Source organism: Halomonas sp. (assembly GCF_052095765.1).
In the GTDB taxonomy this organism is placed as follows: Bacteria; Pseudomonadota; Gammaproteobacteria; order Pseudomonadales; family Halomonadaceae; genus Halomonas.
The window spans coordinates 1-17777 of the sequence record NZ_JBQDJZ010000057.1; the positions used below are offsets into that span (position 1 = coordinate 1).

18 protein-coding genes are annotated in these 17777 nt (G+C 58.6%); 6 read left to right on the forward strand and 12 right to left on the reverse strand.

Translation table 11 applies throughout. The annotated features are described in order from the left end of the window. On the reverse strand, positions 1-712 hold a 712-nt coding region (gene rsmI, locus ACTH3D_RS08510; protein ID WP_441666637.1), incomplete at its 3' end, for a 16S rRNA (cytidine(1402)-2'-O)-methyltransferase. Positions 713-758: 46 nt separating this feature from the next. On the opposite strand from rsmI, the gene ACTH3D_RS08515 reads away from it, so the two are divergent. From ACTH3D_RS08515 to ACTH3D_RS08530, 4 genes are read left to right on the forward strand one after another with little or no spacing between them, the layout of a single operon-like run. After that, complete coding sequence (locus ACTH3D_RS08515) at positions 759-2561, forward strand: penicillin-binding protein activator (protein ID WP_441666638.1); 1803 nt, start codon at positions 759-761, stop codon at positions 2559-2561. Then, positions 2545-2913: a YraN family protein gene (locus tag ACTH3D_RS08520; protein WP_441666639.1), complete on the forward strand. Its 369-nt coding sequence runs from the start codon at positions 2545-2547 to the stop codon at positions 2911-2913. The genes ACTH3D_RS08515 and ACTH3D_RS08520 overlap by 17 nt, the downstream gene beginning before the upstream one ends. Positions 2914-2937: 24 nt before the next feature. After that, positions 2938-3531: a phosphoheptose isomerase gene (locus ACTH3D_RS08525; protein ID WP_441666640.1), complete on the forward strand. Its 594-nt coding sequence runs from the start codon at positions 2938-2940 to the stop codon at positions 3529-3531. A gap of 4 nt (positions 3532-3535) precedes the next feature. After that, complete coding sequence (locus ACTH3D_RS08530; protein ID WP_441666641.1) at positions 3536-4114, forward strand: BON domain-containing protein; 579 nt, start codon at positions 3536-3538, stop codon at positions 4112-4114. A 194-nt stretch (positions 4115-4308) separates the two neighbouring features. Here the strand turns inward: ACTH3D_RS08530 and ACTH3D_RS08535 are convergent, their stop codons facing one another. The 8 genes from ACTH3D_RS08535 to zapE form a co-directional block, all read right to left on the reverse strand. Next, a complete protein-coding gene (locus ACTH3D_RS08535; RefSeq protein ID WP_441666642.1) occupies positions 4309-4836 on the reverse strand; it encodes a ClpXP protease specificity-enhancing factor in 528 nt (175 codons plus the stop codon). Between the two features lie 109 nt (positions 4837-4945). Further along, entirely contained in the window at positions 4946-5572 is a 627-nt protein-coding gene (gene sspA / locus ACTH3D_RS08540; RefSeq protein WP_441666643.1) for a stringent starvation protein SspA, read from the reverse strand. 146 nt (positions 5573-5718) lie between these two features. Beyond that, on the reverse strand, positions 5719-6486 hold the full coding sequence (locus ACTH3D_RS08545) for a cytochrome c1 (RefSeq protein ID WP_441666644.1): 768 nt from the start codon (positions 6484-6486) through the stop codon (positions 5719-5721). Next, positions 6486-7745, reverse strand: a complete 1260-nt coding sequence (locus ACTH3D_RS08550) for a cytochrome b (RefSeq protein ID WP_441666645.1) — start codon at positions 7743-7745, stop codon at positions 6486-6488. Before ACTH3D_RS08550 ends, ACTH3D_RS08545 begins: the two co-directional genes overlap by 1 nt. After that, on the reverse strand, positions 7745-8344 hold the full coding sequence (gene petA, locus ACTH3D_RS08555) for a ubiquinol-cytochrome c reductase iron-sulfur subunit (protein ID WP_441666646.1): 600 nt from the start codon (positions 8342-8344) through the stop codon (positions 7745-7747). The genes ACTH3D_RS08550 and petA overlap by 1 nt, the downstream gene beginning before the upstream one ends. 220 nt (positions 8345-8564) lie before the next feature. Beyond that, positions 8565-8954: a 30S ribosomal protein S9 gene (gene rpsI, locus ACTH3D_RS08560; RefSeq protein WP_441666647.1), complete on the reverse strand. Its 390-nt coding sequence runs from the start codon at positions 8952-8954 to the stop codon at positions 8565-8567. Positions 8955-8967: 13 nt separating this feature from the next. After that, positions 8968-9396, reverse strand: coding sequence for a 50S ribosomal protein L13 (gene rplM, locus ACTH3D_RS08565; RefSeq protein WP_441666648.1), 429 nt, complete (start codon positions 9394-9396; stop codon positions 8968-8970). 196 nt (positions 9397-9592) lie between these two features. Beyond that, entirely contained in the window at positions 9593-10783 is a 1191-nt protein-coding gene (zapE, locus tag ACTH3D_RS08570; RefSeq protein WP_441666649.1) for a cell division protein ZapE, read from the reverse strand. A 188-nt stretch (positions 10784-10971) separates the two neighbouring features. Between zapE and ACTH3D_RS08575 the strand changes: the two genes are divergently transcribed. Then, a complete protein-coding gene (locus tag ACTH3D_RS08575) occupies positions 10972-11406 on the forward strand; it encodes a YhcB family protein (RefSeq protein WP_441666650.1) in 435 nt (144 codons plus the stop codon). 142 nt (positions 11407-11548) lie between these two features. Here ACTH3D_RS08575 and ACTH3D_RS08580 read toward each other — a convergent pair whose 3' ends face one another. Beyond that, complete coding sequence (locus ACTH3D_RS08580; protein ID WP_441666651.1) at positions 11549-12310, reverse strand: Nif3-like dinuclear metal center hexameric protein; 762 nt, start codon at positions 12308-12310, stop codon at positions 11549-11551. Between the two features lie 169 nt (positions 12311-12479). On the opposite strand from ACTH3D_RS08580, the gene ACTH3D_RS08585 reads away from it, so the two are divergent. Further along, positions 12480-13736: a S1C family serine protease gene (locus ACTH3D_RS08585; RefSeq protein ID WP_441666652.1), complete on the forward strand. Its 1257-nt coding sequence runs from the start codon at positions 12480-12482 to the stop codon at positions 13734-13736. 30 nt (positions 13737-13766) lie between these two features. On the opposite strand, the gene ACTH3D_RS08590 is transcribed toward ACTH3D_RS08585, so the two are convergent. Together ACTH3D_RS08590 and ACTH3D_RS08595 are read right to left on the reverse strand one after the other, a co-directional pair. Beyond that, positions 13767-16481, reverse strand: a complete 2715-nt coding sequence (locus ACTH3D_RS08590; RefSeq protein ID WP_441666653.1) for an AAA family ATPase — start codon at positions 16479-16481, stop codon at positions 13767-13769. After that, the gene (locus ACTH3D_RS08595) at positions 16478-17620 is read right to left on the reverse strand and encodes a metallophosphoesterase family protein (protein WP_441666654.1); all 1143 of its coding nucleotides are present in this window, start codon (positions 17618-17620) and stop codon (positions 16478-16480) included. The genes ACTH3D_RS08590 and ACTH3D_RS08595 overlap by 4 nt, the downstream gene beginning before the upstream one ends. Between the last annotated feature and the right edge of the window lie 157 nt (positions 17621-17777).

Sequence of the window (17777 nt, forward strand, 5' to 3'; positions counted from 1 at the left end):
CCTGCTCGACATTTTCCTGAGCCTCCCCGCCTGCCACCATAATCACAAATTCACCACGGCTCTGGTCCGGGTCATCGCCAAGCCGCTCGGCCAGCTGTGCAGGCGTACCATCAAGAAACGTCTCGAAGCGTTTGGTCAACTCACGTGCCAACACCACCCGCCGCTCGCTTAGCGTCGTGGCCAGATCATCCAGCGTTGCACGAATACGGTGGGGCGACTCATAGAACACCAGCGTTTCCTGACGCTCGGCCAACTCGCCAAGGCGTTTGCGCCGAGCGCCTCCCTTGGCGGGCAAAAAGCCCGAGAACAGAAAACGGTCTGTGGGCAGGCCCGCTGCCGAAAGTGCCGCTACCAGAGCGCAAGGACCTGGCACCGGCGAAACGAGGCGTCCCCGACGGCGCAACTCGCGCACCAACACAAAGCCGGGGTCGCTGATCAGTGGGGTACCCGCATCGGAAACAAGCGCAATGTCATCACCTGTCAGCAACCTGGCATCAAGCCCATCAACGCGCTCAGCCTCGTTATGCTCATGCAGCGACAGCATGGGTCGACGAATTCCCAGGTGGCGCAAAAGTCCTGCACTATGGCGCGTATCCTCAGCAGCAATCAGCGCGACCTCGCCGAGCAGGCGGGCAGCACGAGGCGACAGATCCTCGAGATTCCCAATCGGTGTGGCGACCACGTACAATGTCCCCTCGACTGCGTCTGGCATTTTGGTTCCCTGATGATGTAATCCCGGCATAAAGGAAGGCTATAGGATGAATAAAGGGCTAATGACAACAACAACCCGCGGTTTTATCGGCGCCCTGCTGACCGCACTGTTTATCTCTGGCTGCAGCATCGCACCCAGTATGACCGAGCGCCTTCCTGACCAGGACCCGGACCAGCTGCTTAGCCAAGCCGAGCAGCAGGAGCCCGGCCAGGCGGCACGTTCCCGCCTTGACGCGGCAGACATCCTAGCACGTCAGCAGCGCAGACCGCAGGCGCTGGACGTCGTGCGCAACATCGACGACTCCCTGCTCTCCCAGGACGACCGCGTGCGCTGGGCACTGTTGCTGTCTGATCTGGGTGAAACCCAGGGCGACCCTAACGCCGTCATCCGCGCAGGCCAGCTGCTCAGAACGATTAAGCCGCCACAGGAACAGGCTAACCTGCTGCTGGAGCGCCTTGGTCGCGCACTGGCCACTACTGACAGGCCGCTGGAATCTACTGCGGCATTTCTACGCCTGCAGCAAGCCACCGAGCGCGAAGACCTCAACGATGCCATCTGGGAGCAGCTGGTACAGCTGTCACCGGGCGATCTTGACCGCCTCAGCAGCGATAACAGCAACCTGACCCAGGGCTGGCTTGAGCTGGTGGCCACCTACCGCAGCGGCAGCAGCAGTATTGATCAGCTGATGGCCAACATTAACAGCTGGCGCGAAAGCCGTGGCAGCCACCCGGCAGCCCGCCAGCTGCCCAGCGATATTGCTGCCTTGCGCGATCTCGATATTGAGGATGTCACGCATATTGCGGTTTTCCTGCCCGAATCAGGCCCTCTTGCAAAAGTTAGCGAAGCGCTGAAGCGCGGCATCCAGACACAGCATGATCAGCACATGAATAGCGGCCAGAGCGCCCCCAGCCTCAGCTTCTATGATGCCTCTGGCGACAACCTCGACAGCCTGTATCAGCAAGCTGCCGCTGCCGGCGCCCAAGTTGTGCTGGGACCGCTGTCCAAGGACCAGGTTAGCGCGCTGGAGCAACGCGACAGCGTCCCGCTGCCCACCCTGGCGCTCAACTATGGCAAGGCCGATCGCAACCGCGCCCAAGGTCTTTACCAGTACGGCCTGTCCGCTGAAGATGAAGCTCGCCAGGCAGCCAGACGTGGACGTGAGGACGGACACAACAGCGCAGCGTTGCTGGTTCCTGACAACGGCTGGGGACGCCGGGTCGGTGAGGCATTCGCCGACAACTGGCGGGAAGCCGGCGGCGAGGTGTCACGGGTAGTTGAGTACAATCCGGCAAACGCCGCCACCGAGAGCACCCGTCGCGCAGCGTCTTCACCGCAGTCTGACATGCTGTTCCTGCTGGCCCTGCCTGACTATGCACGCCAGGTACCGCCAACCCTGAACTACTATAACGCCAGCGACCTGCCCGTATATGCCACCTCACACCTGCACGAGGGAACTGTCCAGACACGCCTGGACAAAGATCTCAACGGCATCATGTTTGTTGATATTCCGTGGCAGATTCCCGAAGCAGCAACCGGCGGCATCGACTCGCTACCCTTCTCGGAGAGCTACCGTCAGCTGCGTGAAAACTCAGACTCAGGGCTACTGCGCCTGATGGCCATGGGCGTTGACGCCTATGAACTTGGCTCAAACTTGACATACTTCCAGGCAATTCCAGGCAGCCAGCTGCAGGGCGCCACCGGCAGCCTGAGCGCCAACCACGACGGCCGTATTCAGCGCCAGCTGCCGTGGGCCCGCTTTGAAAACGGCATACCGGGGCCAATCATTGACACCAGCCTATTTGGCACTGTCGACGGAAACGGCCAGACCGCCGATGACTCAGCCCTCTGATGCCCGTCAGCGCGGCGCACTCATCGAGCAATATGCCGCGCAATGGCTGACTGCCAGAGGGCTGGTGCTGGTTGCAAGCAATCAGCATGCCAAAGGTGGTGAGCTAGATCTGGTCATGTACGATGGCGACACTCTAGTATTTGTTGAGGTTCGCCATCGGGCCAGTAACCGGTTTGGTCATCCGCTGGAAACCATAACGCCACTGAAGCAGCGCCGTCTTATCAAGGCGGCGCGTTTTTATCTCCACCGGAACGGGCTATCATGCCTTTGCCGCTTCGATGTGCTGGCCGTCACCGGCCCGCCAGACCAGCTCCACTTCGAGTGGGTAGCCAACGCCTTCGAAGCGTTCTGATCGCACACTGACCAGGAAGCCACGATGGATTTCCAGACTCGCATTCTCGGACACTTCAACGCCAGCATCGACACCAAGACGTATGCCAGCGAAGTCCTGCCGCCCTTCATCGAAGTAGCCAGCCAGATGATGGTGCAAAGCCTGATCAATGAAGGCAAAATTCTTGCCTGCGGCAATGGCGGCAGCGCTGGCGACAGCCAACACTTCTCTTCAGAACTGCTGAACCGCTTTGAGCGTGAGCGGCCGAGCTTGCCAGCCCTGGCGCTGACCACTGATACGTCAACGCTAACCTCAATTGCCAATGATTACAGCTATAACGAGGTGTTTTCCAAACAGATTCGCGCACTCGGCCAGCCCGGCGACATCCTGCTGGCCATCTCGACCAGCGGCAATTCAGCAAACGTCATCCAGGCCATACAAGCAGCCCACGACAGGGAAATGACAGTCGTTGCCCTGACAGGACGCGACGGCGGCAACATGGCCTCCCTGCTCGGCCAGGAAGACTGTGAGATACGTGTACCCGCCACCTCCACAGCGCGCATCCAGGAAGTCCACCTGCTGGTGATCCACTGTCTATGCGACCTTATTGATGAACAACTTTTTGGTACAAGCGAGTAACCCCATGTCAACCAAACATATTTTTGCTATTGCACTTGCCACCATGCTGATCAGCCTTGGCGGCTGTGAGGCCATCACCACGGCCAGCAACCCTGATGTTGTCAGCGAAAATTATGGCGAACGGACCCGCGGTGCAAAGGTGGAAGACGACTCTATCGAAGTCAAAGTCAAACACAATCTGAAGCGCACCGACGCACGCCTGGCCGATGCACACATCAATGTCGATAGTTTCAACGGCGTCGTGCTGCTGACCGGCCAAGTGCCCAGCGAAGAACTCAGGCAGGAAGCGGAGCGGATAGCCAGCGAAGTGCGCAATGTGCGCCGGGTACTCAATGAGCTCAGCGTGGCTGCCAACTCGCCGGCTAGCCAGCGGCTCAATGACACCTGGATCACTACCCGCGTACGCGCCACCCTGGCTAGCGATAACTCCATTGACTCCAGTCGCTTGCGGGTAATCACAGAAAACTCTAGCGTCTACTTAATGGGCATTGTCAGCCGTGGCCAGGCCGACCATATCGTTAATGTGGTGACCAGCGTTGGCGGCATGCAGCGCGTAGTCAAGGCGTTTGACTACCTGAACTGAGGCACAGAGCGTCATCAAAAAACGGCAGATCAGTTAATGATCTGCCGTTTTTTTCTTATGCTGGTTGTTATGCTAAGAGCCTGCCTGGCGACTTCTCACGCACCGTCTTGACGCTCTGGTATTTCGACATGACCAGCCACCTCACGCCTTTTGATCTTGCCCTGGCAGACGGCTTACCTAACTGGCCAGCCAGCTTACTTGATCACACGCAGCGAAGGACGCCCACCGGGCTTCGGGCCTGTTTTTTTGCCTGCGTTGTCGCTCTCTTTTCTGCCGCTGCTCTTATCGACATCGCTATCCTTGCCGACATCGCTGGCCTCGAGCTCTTCCTGGGCGGCTTCATCATCGCCCACCAACCCCAGGGTCGGCTGACGTTTGGCGCCATCCGCATCAGGCTTGGCTGACGGCATTTCAGGCTCATGGCCGAACACCATACCCACACCGTTTTCCCGCGCGTAGATTGCCAGCAGCGCCTGCATAGGCACCATCAAACGGGTCGCTTTCCCACCAAAGCGGGCCGAGAAGACAATGGCATCATTGTTCATCTCAAACTCACCCACCGCCGACACACCGATATTGAGCACTATCTGGCCGTTGGTCACAAAGTCTCGCGGCACCTCGACGCCTTCCATTTCGGCATCAACAACAACCTGAGGCGTCAGGTCGTTATCGACAAGCCACTCATAAAGCGCCCTGGCAATATAGGGTCGACTTGAATTCATCAGCTGCTTCCTCCGGCTTGGTGAGTGGTCCGCATGGGCAGCAAAAGAACGCTGCCCAGACAACTTCCAGACCATTCTCCAGTTTCAGATCATGGCCCGCACACCAGTTTCAGACACGCATTTCACGCTCAAATTCCGTCAGCGAGCTCTGAAAGCCTTCGCGCTCAAAGATCCGCTCCATGTATTCCAGCACCGGCTTCGCCTTGCTCTCGGAAAGCTCAACACCCAATATCGGCAAACGCCATAGCACCGGGGCCAGACAGCAGTCGACCAGGGTAAACTCATCGCTCATGAAGAACGGCCGCTCTTCAAAGATTGGCGAGATTCCGGTCAGGCTCTCTCGCAGCTCCTTTCGCGCCTTGTCAGCTTCTTTCTTGGTGCCGGTGAGTATCTTCTCCATTCGCGAGCACCATTCGTACTCAATGCGATGAATCCACAAACGGCTCTGAGCGCGCGCCACTGGATATACTGGCAACAGCGGCGGGTGCGGAAAACGCTCGTCAAGATACTCCATCATGACCTTGGACTCGTAGAGCACTAAGTCACGGTCATACAGCGTAGGGACGCTGTTGTAGGGGTTGATGTCGGCAAGTTCCTTGGGCCGGTTTTCATCGGCAACCTCGATGATGTCTACCGCTACCCCTTTCTCGGCAAGCACGATCCGAACCCGATGGCTTAAATGATCCTCAGAATCCGAGTAAAAAATCATTGATGACCGCTTGGCCACTACACCCATGGAAAAATCCTCGTAACTGGTCGTGTACTAGATGATAACACGCCATGTCAAGTGCAACGCAGCGCCGGAATCATACCGACATAAAGAACGCAGAGGGCGCACGACCTGAGCCGTGCGCCCTCTCTTTCACTGGCACTCACCAAAAATCAGTGAATATCGCGCCAGTACTCACGCTTCAGAAGATAGGCAATAACGCCAAAGATGAAGATAAAAATCAGCACCTTGGGCCCCAGCGCCTGGGCTTTGAGCTTGGAAGGCTCAGCTGCATATGCCAGGAAGTTGGTGAGATCATAGATCGCATCCTGAAACTCGTCAGGATCCATCTTGCCTGGCGACGTGACCTGCAGCGTACTGCATGACTGATACTTTCCGGTCAGCGGATCAATTTCCGCCCCGGGGATCGGTCTGCTTGAAGGAGCACAAACCATTTCCTGCACGCCCTGCAGCTCTTCGAGCACGTTGGGCATGGCGACCAGCGGGAACACGGTGTTGTTGACCCCGGTGGGACGCGACGGATCACGGTAGAAGCTCAGCAGGTAGGAATATAGCCAGTCAGACCCACGCAGACGCGCGATGAGCGACAGATCCGGCGGCGGTGCACCAAACCAGCTTTCAGCATCATCTTTGCTCATGGCGTTCTGCATCTGATCGTTGTAGCCAACCGACTCAGCAAAGATCAGGTTCTCTTCTACCAGATTCTGGGGAATGTCCAGATCCTCGGCAGCACGCGAGAAGCGCTGAAAGTTAAGAGAATGGCAGCCCATGCAGTAGTTGACATACATCTTCATGCCACTTTGCAACGACGCCTTGTCGTAGAGGTCAGGCTTCATCGACTGGAGGTGAACGCTATCACCGGCCGCAAAACCGACCATCGGCACCAGTGCAAAGAACAGTGCAAACAGTTGTTTTTTCATTAGCCAGTCACCCTTTCCGGAACGGGTTTGGTCTTCTCCAGCCGCGTGTAAATCGGCATCAGTACGAAGAAGGCGAAATAGATGACGGTACACACCTGGGCCAGAACGGTCCGGCCTGCGCTTACCGGCAACACACCCAGCACACCAAGAATGACGAAGCTAACAGCAAACAGCAGCAGCATCACCTTGGACATCCAGCCCTTGTAGCGCATGGAGTTCACTGGGCTACGGTCCAGCCAAGGCAGCACAAACAGCACCGCAATGGCCGCGCCCATGAAGACCACGCCAAGGAACTTGGCATCCAGGCCAAACACCGAGAACGTTATCGCGCGCAAGATCGCGTAGAAAGGTGTGAAGTACCATACCGGGGCAATATGGTCTGGCGTCTTCATGGAGTTGGCCGGTTCAAAGTTCGGCTTCTCGATGAAATACCCACCGCCCTCAGGGAAGTAGAAGATCACCACACTGAAAACAAACAGGAAGACCGCAACACCCACGATATCCTTAACTGTGTAGTAAGGATGGAACGGAATGCCGTCCAACGGCTTGCCGGTTTCGTCCTTTTTCTTCTTGATATCAATGCCATCAGGGTTGTTGGAGCCGACTTCATGCAGCGCAATGATGTGCAGCACCACCAGAGCCAGAATCACGATAGGCAAGGCCACGACATGCAGGGCGAAGAAGCGGTTCAGGGTGATACCTGAAATCAGGAAGTCACCACGCACCCACTGAGCAAGATCAGGGCCAATGCCAGGAATCGCCGAGAACAGCGAAATGATAACCTGAGCACCCCAGTAGGACATCTGACCCCAAGGCAGCAGGTAGCCCATGAAGGCTTCCGCCATCAGCGCTAGATAGATTGCCATCCCGAAGATCCACACTAGCTCGCGTGGCGCCTTGTAGGAGCCATACAGCATGCCGCGGAACATGTGCAGGTAAACCACGATAAAGAAGCCAGAGGCGCCTGTGGTGTGCATGTAGCGGATCAGCCAGCCCCACTCCACATCGCGCATGATGTATTCAACAGAGTTGAATGCCCCTTCAGCGGAAGGGTTGAAGCTCATGGTGAGCCAAACACCAGTCAGTATCTGGTTGACCAGCATCAGCAGCGCCAGCGAACCAAAGAAATACCAAAAGTTGAAGTTCTTAGGTGCGTAATACTTCGCCAGATGGTCGTTCCACATCTGGGTAGCCGGGAAGCGGTCATCGACCCAGCGCATCAGACCACGCTCCGCCTTGTCCTTATTGGGATTAGCCATCAAGCAGCCTCCTCGTCTTCACCGATCACGATGACAGCATCGCTTTCGTAACGATACGGCGGGATGACCAGATTGGTTGGCGCCGGTACGTTGACAAACACTCTTCCAGCCAGATCAAAACGCGAGCCATGGCAGGGGCAGAAAAAACCACCAGGCCAATCACTGGCTCCCACGTCTGTCGCATTAGGCTCAGGCTTGAACAGCGGCGAGCAGCCCAAGTGGGTACAAATACCGATGATCACACCTAACTCAGGCCTAATCGAACGCATCGGACCCGAAATATAGGTCGGCTGCTGTGGCACCTCCGAATCCGGATCAGCCAACAAGTTGCCAGTCAGTGCCTCAGTGCGCTCAATCATTTCCGTTGAGCGGTTCAACACCCAGACAGGCTGGCCACGCCACTCCACGGTCATGCGCTGTCCCGGCTCCAGTTTGGAGACATCCGCCTTGACGGAGGCTCCCGCTGCTCTTGCCCTAGCACTAGGCTGCCAAGAGGCTACAAAGGGTACCGCTATCCCCACGGCACCTACCGCACCTACTACGGTAGTGGCCCCAACGAGGAAGCGGCGTCGGCCTTTGTTCACGCCGTTATCTGCCATCTTCAGGTTTCTCCCATCAGCTTACCCGTTATTGATCACAAACGTCCGGCTGCTCACGATCACGGATTTTCAAATGCCATGTATGGTAAAAAAACGCGCCGCCTGGCACAAGGTGAAGTCAGCCCATTACGACTAAATCCTTGTTCCATGACACGCTTTAACAAAAAAACGCCCAGGTCCAAGACCCAGGCGTTTTTCCAAAGCGTGGCGTAACGGGTACTTAACGCTTGGAGAACTGTGGGCGGCGACGTGCTTTGCGCAGACCAACTTTCTTACGCTCAACCGCACGCGCATCACGAGTGACGTAACCCGCTTCACGCAGCGGCGCACGATAGTCCTCATTGTACACCATCAGTGCACGCGTGATGCCATGGCGGATAGCGCCCGCCTGGGCGGAGCCGCCTCCACCTTTGACAGTGGCATACACATCAAACTGCTCCAACGTTTCAGTCAGTTCGAGGGGCTGACGCACCACCATCCGACCGGTAACGCGGCCAAAGTAATCGTTAAGCTCACGATTATTGACAATGATCTTGCCGGAACCCGGCTTCAGAAAGACGCGCGCAGTAGAAGTCTTGCGGCGTCCGGTACCGTAATACTGTTGTGACATGGCGAAGACTCCCTCAGATGTTCAGTGCTTGTGGCTGCTGGGCGGTATGCGGGTGTTCGCTGCCAGCGTACACCTTCAGCTTGGAATGCATGGCGCGACCCAGCGGCCCCTTGGGGAGCATGCCTTTGACCGCAGTCTCGATAACGCGCTCTGGGGCGTGATCGATCAGCTGCTCAAAGCTCATGGAGCGCAGACCACCCGGATAACCGGTGTGGCGGTAATACATCTTGTCGCTGGTTTTGTTGCCAGTAACTTTAACCTTCTCGGCATTGATCACGACGATGTAATCGCCAGTGTCAACGTGCGGAGTATATTCCGGCTTGTGCTTGCCACGCAGGCGGCGGGCAATTTCAGTCGCCAGGCGACCGAGCGTCTTGTCAGCAGCATCGACGATGTACCAGTCGCGCTGGACGGACTGCGGTTTTGCAGTAAACGTCTTCATGTGTGAATCACCAGAAATAATGCATTGGGTCCTTACGCCGTAAATGGCGGGACCATCCCTATTTTTCTTGGTTGCCAGTGAAAACTAACAACGTCAGTCACGGCAACGGTACAGCGAGCGCGCATTCTACATTAACGCCCGGCCTTGAGCAATGACATATCACCTATCACCAGACACTTCCCTGGCATCCGGCGCATCAGGGTCTATGCGGCTGCGACAGGTAGCTGTGCGACTGCATTTCCAGCAGCCGTGACAACGTACGCTGAAACTCGAACTCCAGCCGCCCATCGGCATACAGCTGGTCGACCGGAACCTCCGCAGACATCAGCAGCTTGACTCCCCGATCATAGAACTCATCCACCAGGTCAATAAAGCGCCTGGCCTGATCGTCGTGACCGGCCCTCATGCGCGGCACATTCGAGACCAGCACACTGTTGAAGCGGCGAGCCAGCTCAATGTAGTCATTCTGGCTGCGCGGCCCGTCACACAGCTCTCTGAACTCAAACCACACCACATCATCACTCAGCCGACGCGCGTGCATCTTGCGGTGGTTGATCTCGAGCTCCGCTTCCCGCTGACCTGTTGTACCGGCTACTTCCTGAAAGCTGCGCGCCATTTCGCGTTCTGCGGACTCATCCAGCGGCGAATAGAAGATCCTCGCCCGCTCAAGCGCCCTCAACCGATAGTCCACGCCGGAGTCAACGTTCACCACCTCACAGTGGCTCTCAAGCAGCGCAATGGCTGGCAAGAAGCTCGTGCGCTGCAAACCATCACGATAAAGGTCGGCCGGTTCGATATTCGAAGTCGCCACTAGCACCACATCCCGAGCAAACAGCGCCTCCAGCAGATTGGCCAGAATCATCGCATCGGTAATATCACTGACGAAAAACTCATCAAAACAGATGACCCGAGCTTCCTCGGCAAAGCGCTGTGCCACCAGCTGCAGTGGGTTGTGCTGGCCCTTGACGTTTTCAAGCTCAAGATGGACGCGCTGCATGAAACGGTGAAAGTGGGTGCGCATCTTGTCTTCGAACGGCAACGACTCATAAAAGCAGTCCATCAGATAGGTTTTGCCGCGCCCTACGCCACCCCAGAAGTACAGCCCCGAAATCGCTGGCAGCCGCGACTCTTCAGCCGCCTCACTGTGTTGACGCTGACCCAGAAAACTGCGCATCAGCGACCTCACCGGCCGCAAAGGCGCGCTCGCCTTTTTCTTTTCATGTGGCGCGGCGAGCAACTCGTCATACAGTCGCTGGAGGTGATCAACCGCATTCGCCTGAGCGGCATCATGCACAAAACCATCCCGTGCCAGATCTGCCTCGAAACGCTGACGAGGTGTCAAAGGGCGATGTATCGCCGAAGCCTCCGAGCTCACACTATTATTCATTAAAGCCGACCCTGCTCATTGCTTCAAAAAGCACATATCATACGCTCCCTGCCCGCCCTTCGCATCGTTCATTCGGCGTTGACCCTGCTGCCAGGGTCGGCACTATAATAGCCGGTCGGATATAGTCGACTGACCAGAGTTCGCCGACTGCCCCCGTGGGCACTGCGACCGCACCTCAGGAGTAAATCGTGGAAGCAAGCAACATCAATCTTGTGCTGATCATCGCCTGCCTCGTTGCTGGCAGCGGCATCGGTGCCTTGGGATATCACCTGCTCGGCTCCGGCGCTCGCCAGTCCCAGCTGTTGCGCCAGCGTCTTGCCGAAAAGGAACGCCAGCTCAACGAAGTGCGCTCAGGCCTGGGTGGCCACGTCGAGCGCCTGGCCAGCATGGCTCAGAAGCTCAACCAGGACAGCCAAGCCTTGTTGCAGGAAGTCAATGATGCTGGCACCTGCCTGGGCATGGAGCCGCCAGCCGACTTGGCGACAGCCGCGGAAACCCGCAGCAAAAAAGCCGAACTGTACAGGCCACGCGACTACGCCGAAGGCAACAGCGGCACCCTGTCGGAAGACTTCGGGCTCAAGCAGCAGCCTGCCGAAAACACCCAACAACCTGCCAGCCACTGATCCTGAGTTCTTCTCAGGTCAGCAGCGCATCAATAGCCGAATTAGCTGAGCAACCATCACTGCCCGCCAAGGCAGTGATGGTCAGCCACAGGGACGGCCTGTCGCAGACATAGGCAGACTGAGATAGTGGCTTGATAACGGCTCAGGCCGGATTATCGATATCCACAAACCGGTGTTCAACGCCAAACTCCTTGCCTAACCACTGCCCCAGCGCACGGGCGCCAAAACGCTCGGTCGCATGGTGACCTGCAGCCAGGTAATGAATCCCCAGCTCGCGGGCCAGGTGGGTAGTACGCTCAGAAATTTCGCCGGAAATGAACGCATCCATGCCCGCCTCGGCGGCAGCAGTGATCATGTCCTGAGCGCCGCCCGTACACCAGGCAATACGCCGAACCTCATGGCCCTGGGGCGCCTCAATCAGCAGTGGTGTACGCTGCATACGCTCACTTACCAGCGTCGCCAGGTCTCCTGGCAACATTGGCGTAGACAACTCTCCGTGCCAAAGCAGCCCAAGCCCCGTGTCGTCATCCAGGCAGCCCGCCACCTCAAAGCCCAGGTGCTGGCCAAGCAGGACGTTATTACCCAGCTCAGGATGCGCATCCAGCGGCAAGTGATAGGCCAACAGACCGATATCATGGTTCAGCAAAGTAGCCAGCCGCCGGCGCTTCATGCCAGTGACCGCCACCGGCTCGTTTTTCCAGAAATACCCGTGGTGCACCAGCACTAGGTCCGCCTTCCAGGCGACCGCCTCATCCAGCAACTCCTGACAGGCGGTCACCCCGCTCATCACACGGCTCACCCGCTGACGGCCTTCAACCTGAAGACCGTTTAGGGTGTAGTCCTGAAAGCGCTCAGGGCTGAGCCGTCGGTTGCAAGCGGCCACTAATTCCTCACAGCTGATCATCATGCCTCCAGACGCAATCAGAGATGAAAATGTTACACTTGGCGCAATAGGTCAGCGCCAATTACTAGCGGCATTCTACCCGCCCCTTTCGGGCACAGCGCATACGCCTGGCCAGAACACGCCTGGCTAAGCTGCGTTACCCAACCCGCAGTAACAAGGAATACCGCGAATGCAACGCGCCCTCTCTTACCTGTTGCCCGTCCTTATCGGCCTGCTGATTGCCGTGGTATTGCTCAACACCTTCCCTGCCCTGCTTGGACGTCAAGCCCCTGAGCCACAACCCCAAATACAGGTGACGCCTCCCAGAATAAGCGACCCAGCACAGCAGGCCGCCGACACGCTGAGCAAGGAGGTGACATCCCGCCCCGCGCTCGAGCTGCATCAAGCGCCGCCGATCGATCGCAACCAGGGTCCCGTCAGCTATGCCGCAGCGGTAGAAAAAGCCGCCCCGGCGGTGGTCAATGTCTACTCATCACGGGAGGTCGAACGCAAGTCGCACCCCATGCTGTCAGACCCTTTCTTTGAGCAGTTTTATGGCGAAGACCCACCTGGGCGCCAACGCATGCTTTCCAGCCTGGGGTCTGGCGTCATTGTCAGCGAAGACGGCTACGTGCTGACCAACCACCATGTGGTCAACGATGCCGATCAGATTCAGGTCGCCCTGCGCGACGGCCGTGAAACCCTAGCAGAAGTCATTGGCACCGATCCGGAAAGCGACCTGGCGGTGCTGCGCATTGATCTTGATAACCTGCCAGTGATTGAGCTGACAGATTCCTCGCAAAGCGCCGTGGGCGACATTTCGTTGGCGATTGGCAACCCATTCGGCTTTGGCCAGACCGTCACCATGGGCATCATCAGCGCCACCGGACGAAACCACTTGGGCCTGACCGCCTATGAGGACTTCATCCAGACTGATGCGGCCATCAACCCCGGCAACTCAGGCGGTGCACTGATCAACCCTGAAGGTAACCTGGTGGGCATTAATACGGCCATTTTTTCGCGTAGCGGCGGCTCGCAGGGCATCGGCTTCGCCATTCCCACCAACCTGGCGCGCAGTATCCTGGAAGAAATCGTCACCCAAGGCCGGGTCATTCGCGGCTGGCTGGGCATTGAAGCCCAGGAGCTCTACCCGGAACTGGCCAGTTCATTTGGCCTGGAATCCCTTGCTGGTGTCATCATCGCCGGCGTTGCCCCCGGCGGCCCGGCCGACCAGGCCGGGCTGATGCCCGGTGATATCGTGTTAGAAATCAATGGCCGGTCAACAATCGACCCCAACCGCACCATGACCGACATCGCCGCCGTCAAACCAGGCACCCAGATTCCAATCAGTATCGTGCGCGGAGGCGAGCGCCTGGATGTCACTCTCGATGTCGCCGAACGCCCAACGCCAGCCAGACTGACCACGCGCCCTAACGACAGCGAATAGCGAATAGCGAAACACGGCCGCTGAACCGCATCAGCCGGTTGCGTCACTGGTCATTTTGAGCGAATGCATGTCCCGGGGTACCGCGCCCAGATCCTGCCAGTTTTCCGGATGACAGCTGAACAACAAGATCTGATGGCGCTGGGCGGCATCGAACAGAATGCGCTTCATCTGCTCACGGCGCACCTGGTCGCAGTGGACCAGCGCATCATCAAGGATGATCAGAGTAGGCCGCCCCGCTTCCTGCAACAGATCAGCGTAGGCCAGACGAGTGATCAGGCCCATCTGCTCGCGAGCGCCGAAACTTAGCGCGTCCAGATCGTCCCGCTGCGGCTGACTGCCACCTTGACGAATCAGGGTGTTGGGCCTCAGATCATCATCCACACTAAGCTCGGCGCCAGGAAATAGCAGCCTCAGGTAGCGATTGAGGTGCTTTTGCAGCGGCGCCTGCAAACGGCGGGTGACCGCCTGGCGCTCGGCCTTCAGCAGATCAAGCAACAGGCTCAGCGCGTCGGCACGACGCCTCAGCTCAGCATGGCGGCGCTGCTGACGCTGGTGTTCTTGGCGGGTGTTTTCGCGTGCTTCCTCTAGCCCCTGGGCACCCAGCGTGTCCAGCCGCACCTGCAGATCATTGATCTCAGTAGCGCGCGCTGCGGCCTGCTGCTGCATGGACTCGGCGGCCCGAGTAAAGCGCTTCACGTCCTGCTCCAGCACCTCGGGATTGGCAGCATCAATGGCATGCTGACGCTGTTTCAGCGAGGTTTCCAGCCGCTGGGCCTCGGCATTGAGATCCGTCAACGTATTGCTGGCCTGTTCCTTGCGCTGCTTGCGGTCCGGCGCGCTGATGTCATCCTGCAGGCGCTGCCACTCAGCGGTAGCACTCGCCAGTGCCTGTCGGGCCAGGCTCAACGCACTGGCATGCTGCGCTGCCGCGTGCTCAGCAGCTTTAAGTTGCTGTGCAGCATTTTCCAGAGCGACCTGGGCCTGAGCCTCATCAGGCAGATTCATGCCTTCCCGTGCTGCTGGCAGCTGATCGAGCTCAGCGGCCAGCGCTTCGCGGCGCTGCTCGGCCAGGTGATGCTGGCTTTCCAGCGCCTCTACTCCGCCAGGTGCCAACCCTTCCAGCTGCGCCTTGTGCTGTTGTACCTGCTGTTCGAGCTGTGTGGCACGACTGGCTTGCGTCTCGGCACTGGCCAGATCGCTGACGCCCAGCCGCTGCAGCAAGTCATCACGCTCAGCAGTAAGGCGCTGCTGATCACGGTGCAGCTCGGCAACATCGGTGCCACCGGGCTTGATGGTCAGAGCACCGATGCCAGGAATCCGAATCTCGCCGGGCTCCAACAGCAATGCCTCACCTGATCCACTCAACGGCCGATCATCAAGCATCAGCTGCTGGCCCTCTTCCAGCAAATAGCCCAGCCGGGTAGCCAGCGCCTGCTGCTGAATGGTCAGCTTGCTGAGCTCTACCTCCAGCCATTTAAGCCGTGCCAGACTTTTCTCGTCCACCCGGCAGGCTTGGTGTTGCTCAGCCAGATACTGCCGGGACGCAGTCAGCTCGCGGGCTTTCTCAAGACTGTCTGCCAACTGGCCAATGTCTTTCGCCAGACGGGCGCAATCCTGCTCCAGCGACTGGCGACGGGCTAGATTGCGGGAAGCCTTGAGCAGCTGCTCCGCCTTCTCATAGGCCGCATTGGCTTCCTGTACCCGCCGCTTTGCCGGGGCACTGCGAGTCTCGTGCTGCGCCAGCTGCTGCTGGGCCTGCTGGCGGTCTTGGTGGCGTTTTTCAAGCTGGCGGGCCTGGTTTTCAAAATCCTGCAGCTGCTGACGGTATATCTGCTGGTTGCGCTGGCAGGTTTCCAGCTCGCGATGCTGCTGCAACTGGAGCTCCTGCAGCTTGTGCACTTCATCCAGCTGCTGCCGGCCGAGCTTGGCTTTTTCCTGCTGTTCTTCCCAGGGTCGCGCCGCATCAATGTCTTTCTGTAGATGCTGCAGTTCGCCCAAGCGATCAACGCGCTCATGGTACTGATCGACCTGCCCGTCAAGCCTGGCTAGCTCGGCGGCATGGGTTTCACACTGGTGCTGAGCGTCACGCAGCTCGCCGGTGGGCTTGCCGGTGCCGGTGAGCAACTTGCTACGCTCGCGCTCTACCTGGGCGATCAACACATCACCACCGCTGCTAGCGATACTGCCCATGGCGTCGCCCAGGGCTTGATCAACGTTTTGGTTCTGGTTCTGGTTTTGGCTGAAAGTCTGACTAAGCGCCGACTGCAGGTGCTCGCCAGCGTAGCCCACCGACTCGTGCATTTCCTGAACGGCGCCCTGCTCCACCCATAGCAGGCCAGGAATACCCCAATGCTCGGCCTTGCTGGCGCCACGGCCAGGAATGTCGTAACCCAAGAGCTCGGCCAAACGGTCGTCAGCCTCATCGCCGCTATAATGCTCACCGCCGCTGGTGAGATCGCTGCGCTGGCGATGCAGGAAGCGCTTATTCAGCGTCCAGCGACTGCCCTGCCAGTCAAATTCCAGCAACACCTCCGGTGCCGCCGAGGAGTCGCCCCAGGGCTGCAGGTCAACAAGGGTGCCGGTCTTATAACGCTCGAAAAATGCCGCGCGGATGGCACGTACCAAGGTGCTCTTGCCGGACTCATTGGGGCCAACAAACAGGTTGATGCCGGCATCAAGGTCGTTGATTTCCAGCGGGGTGCGAAACTGTTGGAAATATTCAACACGAACACGTGTCAGCTTCATGACTGCTCCTCCGCTGCACCGGACACTGGCCGTTGGTCACGCAGTAGACCAGCCAGTATGCCCAACGCTTGGCGGGCGGTGTCAGCCTGTGCATCGTCACCTTCCTGACGCTGCTGTAACTCGCTGATCACATGGCCCACGTAGCCGTCGGCGCGAAGCGTGGCGATATCTTCCGCCGTTGGCACCAGTGCCAGCTCGGCCAGATGCACCTGCAGGCTGCGATGGCGCCCGGCGGCAGCACCCAGCGCCTGCTCAAGGCGCTGCTGACCGGCAAGGTCCAGCTCGCCGCTCAAGGTGAGGTCGACCACCGACATGGCTGGCAACGCCCCAAGCTCATCAAGCAGCGCATCAAGATCAGACGCTACCGCCAAGCTGCGCCGCCACTGATACCAGCTATGCTGGCCGATGGCTCGGGGTATTACCCGCGGCTCGGCCCCGGGGTGATCAATCTCGACCAGCAGCGCCTGACCGGCACCGTTGTCCTTGAAACGTTCCTGCTCCGGCGTACCACTGTACCAGGTGCGCGCATCAATCTGCTTGAGGCCATGCCAGTCGCCCAGCGCCAGGTAGTCAAGGCTCGCACGACTGGCGCGGTCGGCGGCGATGGGGTTGGGCGAGTCGGCCGACTCGGGCAGCTGGCCCTCCACGCTTCCGTGGGCCAGACCGATACGTACCAGCCCTTCCTTGGTATCGACGCTATCAAACCAGGCAGTGAGATCGTCATGGGTCTGGCGCTGGGTCAGTGGTGCCGGCAGGATGGCCATACCCGTGTCGTCCAGCACGCACACCTCAGGTGTAATGAGTAGATGGACATTGTCCGGCATAGCCCCAATACGCTCAGCACGGCTCCAGATACTCTCCGCCAACGCAGCATCATGGTTGCCCGGCAGCATGACCCAAGGGCCGGTATAGGCACTCATGGCCTGAAAGGTGCGATGCAGAGTGCGATCACTGAGCGTCTGAGCATCGAAAATATCACCCGCCACCAGTACCGCACCCACCTGCTCCTCAGCGGCCAGCCGCGCCAGGCGCTCCACCGCCACATAGCGCGCATCCGCCAGCATCGCCGCATCCTCGGCCGCAAAGCGCGAATACTGACGGCCAATCTGCCAATCAGCCGTGTGCAAAAAACGCAGCATTCAAGACCTCCTCTATGCCCAAGAAACCAGCCTGCCTGAACTTCATGCCTTCACCCAAGCGCCTGCGCCGCCATCGCTGTCTAACGACATGCACCGGTTTTCGATAGGGGTCGGGAAGGCTTTGCCTCCCCGCCCTCCGAACCGTGCGAGCGGTTCT

Coding starts and splice junctions, on each gene's coding strand:
- ACTH3D_RS08515 (WP_441666638.1), top strand. CDS start 759: ATGAATAAAGGGCTAATGACAACAACAACCCGCGGTTTTATCGGCGCC.
- ACTH3D_RS08520 (WP_441666639.1), top strand. CDS start 2,545: ATGACTCAGCCCTCTGATGCCCGTCAGCGCGGCGCACTCATCGAGCAA.
- ACTH3D_RS08525 (WP_441666640.1), top strand. CDS start 2,938: ATGGATTTCCAGACTCGCATTCTCGGACACTTCAACGCCAGCATCGAC.
- ACTH3D_RS08530 (WP_441666641.1), top strand. CDS start 3,536: ATGTCAACCAAACATATTTTTGCTATTGCACTTGCCACCATGCTGATC.
- ACTH3D_RS08535 (WP_441666642.1), bottom strand. CDS start 4,836: ATGAATTCAAGTCGACCCTATATTGCCAGGGCGCTTTATGAGTGGCTT.
- sspA (WP_441666643.1), bottom strand. CDS start 5,572: ATGGGTGTAGTGGCCAAGCGGTCATCAATGATTTTTTACTCGGATTCT.
- ACTH3D_RS08545 (WP_441666644.1), bottom strand. CDS start 6,486: ATGAAAAAACAACTGTTTGCACTGTTCTTTGCACTGGTGCCGATGGTC.
- ACTH3D_RS08550 (WP_441666645.1), bottom strand. CDS start 7,745: ATGGCTAATCCCAATAAGGACAAGGCGGAGCGTGGTCTGATGCGCTGG.
- petA (WP_441666646.1), bottom strand. CDS start 8,344: ATGGCAGATAACGGCGTGAACAAAGGCCGACGCCGCTTCCTCGTTGGG.
- rpsI (WP_441666647.1), bottom strand. CDS start 8,954: ATGTCACAACAGTATTACGGTACCGGACGCCGCAAGACTTCTACTGCG.
- rplM (WP_441666648.1), bottom strand. CDS start 9,396: ATGAAGACGTTTACTGCAAAACCGCAGTCCGTCCAGCGCGACTGGTAC.
- zapE (WP_441666649.1), bottom strand. CDS start 10,783: ATGAATAATAGTGTGAGCTCGGAGGCTTCGGCGATACATCGCCCTTTG.
- ACTH3D_RS08580 (WP_441666651.1), bottom strand. CDS start 12,310: ATGATCAGCTGTGAGGAATTAGTGGCCGCTTGCAACCGACGGCTCAGC.
- ACTH3D_RS08585 (WP_441666652.1), top strand. CDS start 12,480: ATGCAACGCGCCCTCTCTTACCTGTTGCCCGTCCTTATCGGCCTGCTG.
- ACTH3D_RS08590 (WP_441666653.1), bottom strand. CDS start 16,481: ATGAAGCTGACACGTGTTCGTGTTGAATATTTCCAACAGTTTCGCACC.
- ACTH3D_RS08595 (WP_441666654.1), bottom strand. CDS start 17,620: ATGCTGCGTTTTTTGCACACGGCTGATTGGCAGATTGGCCGTCAGTAT.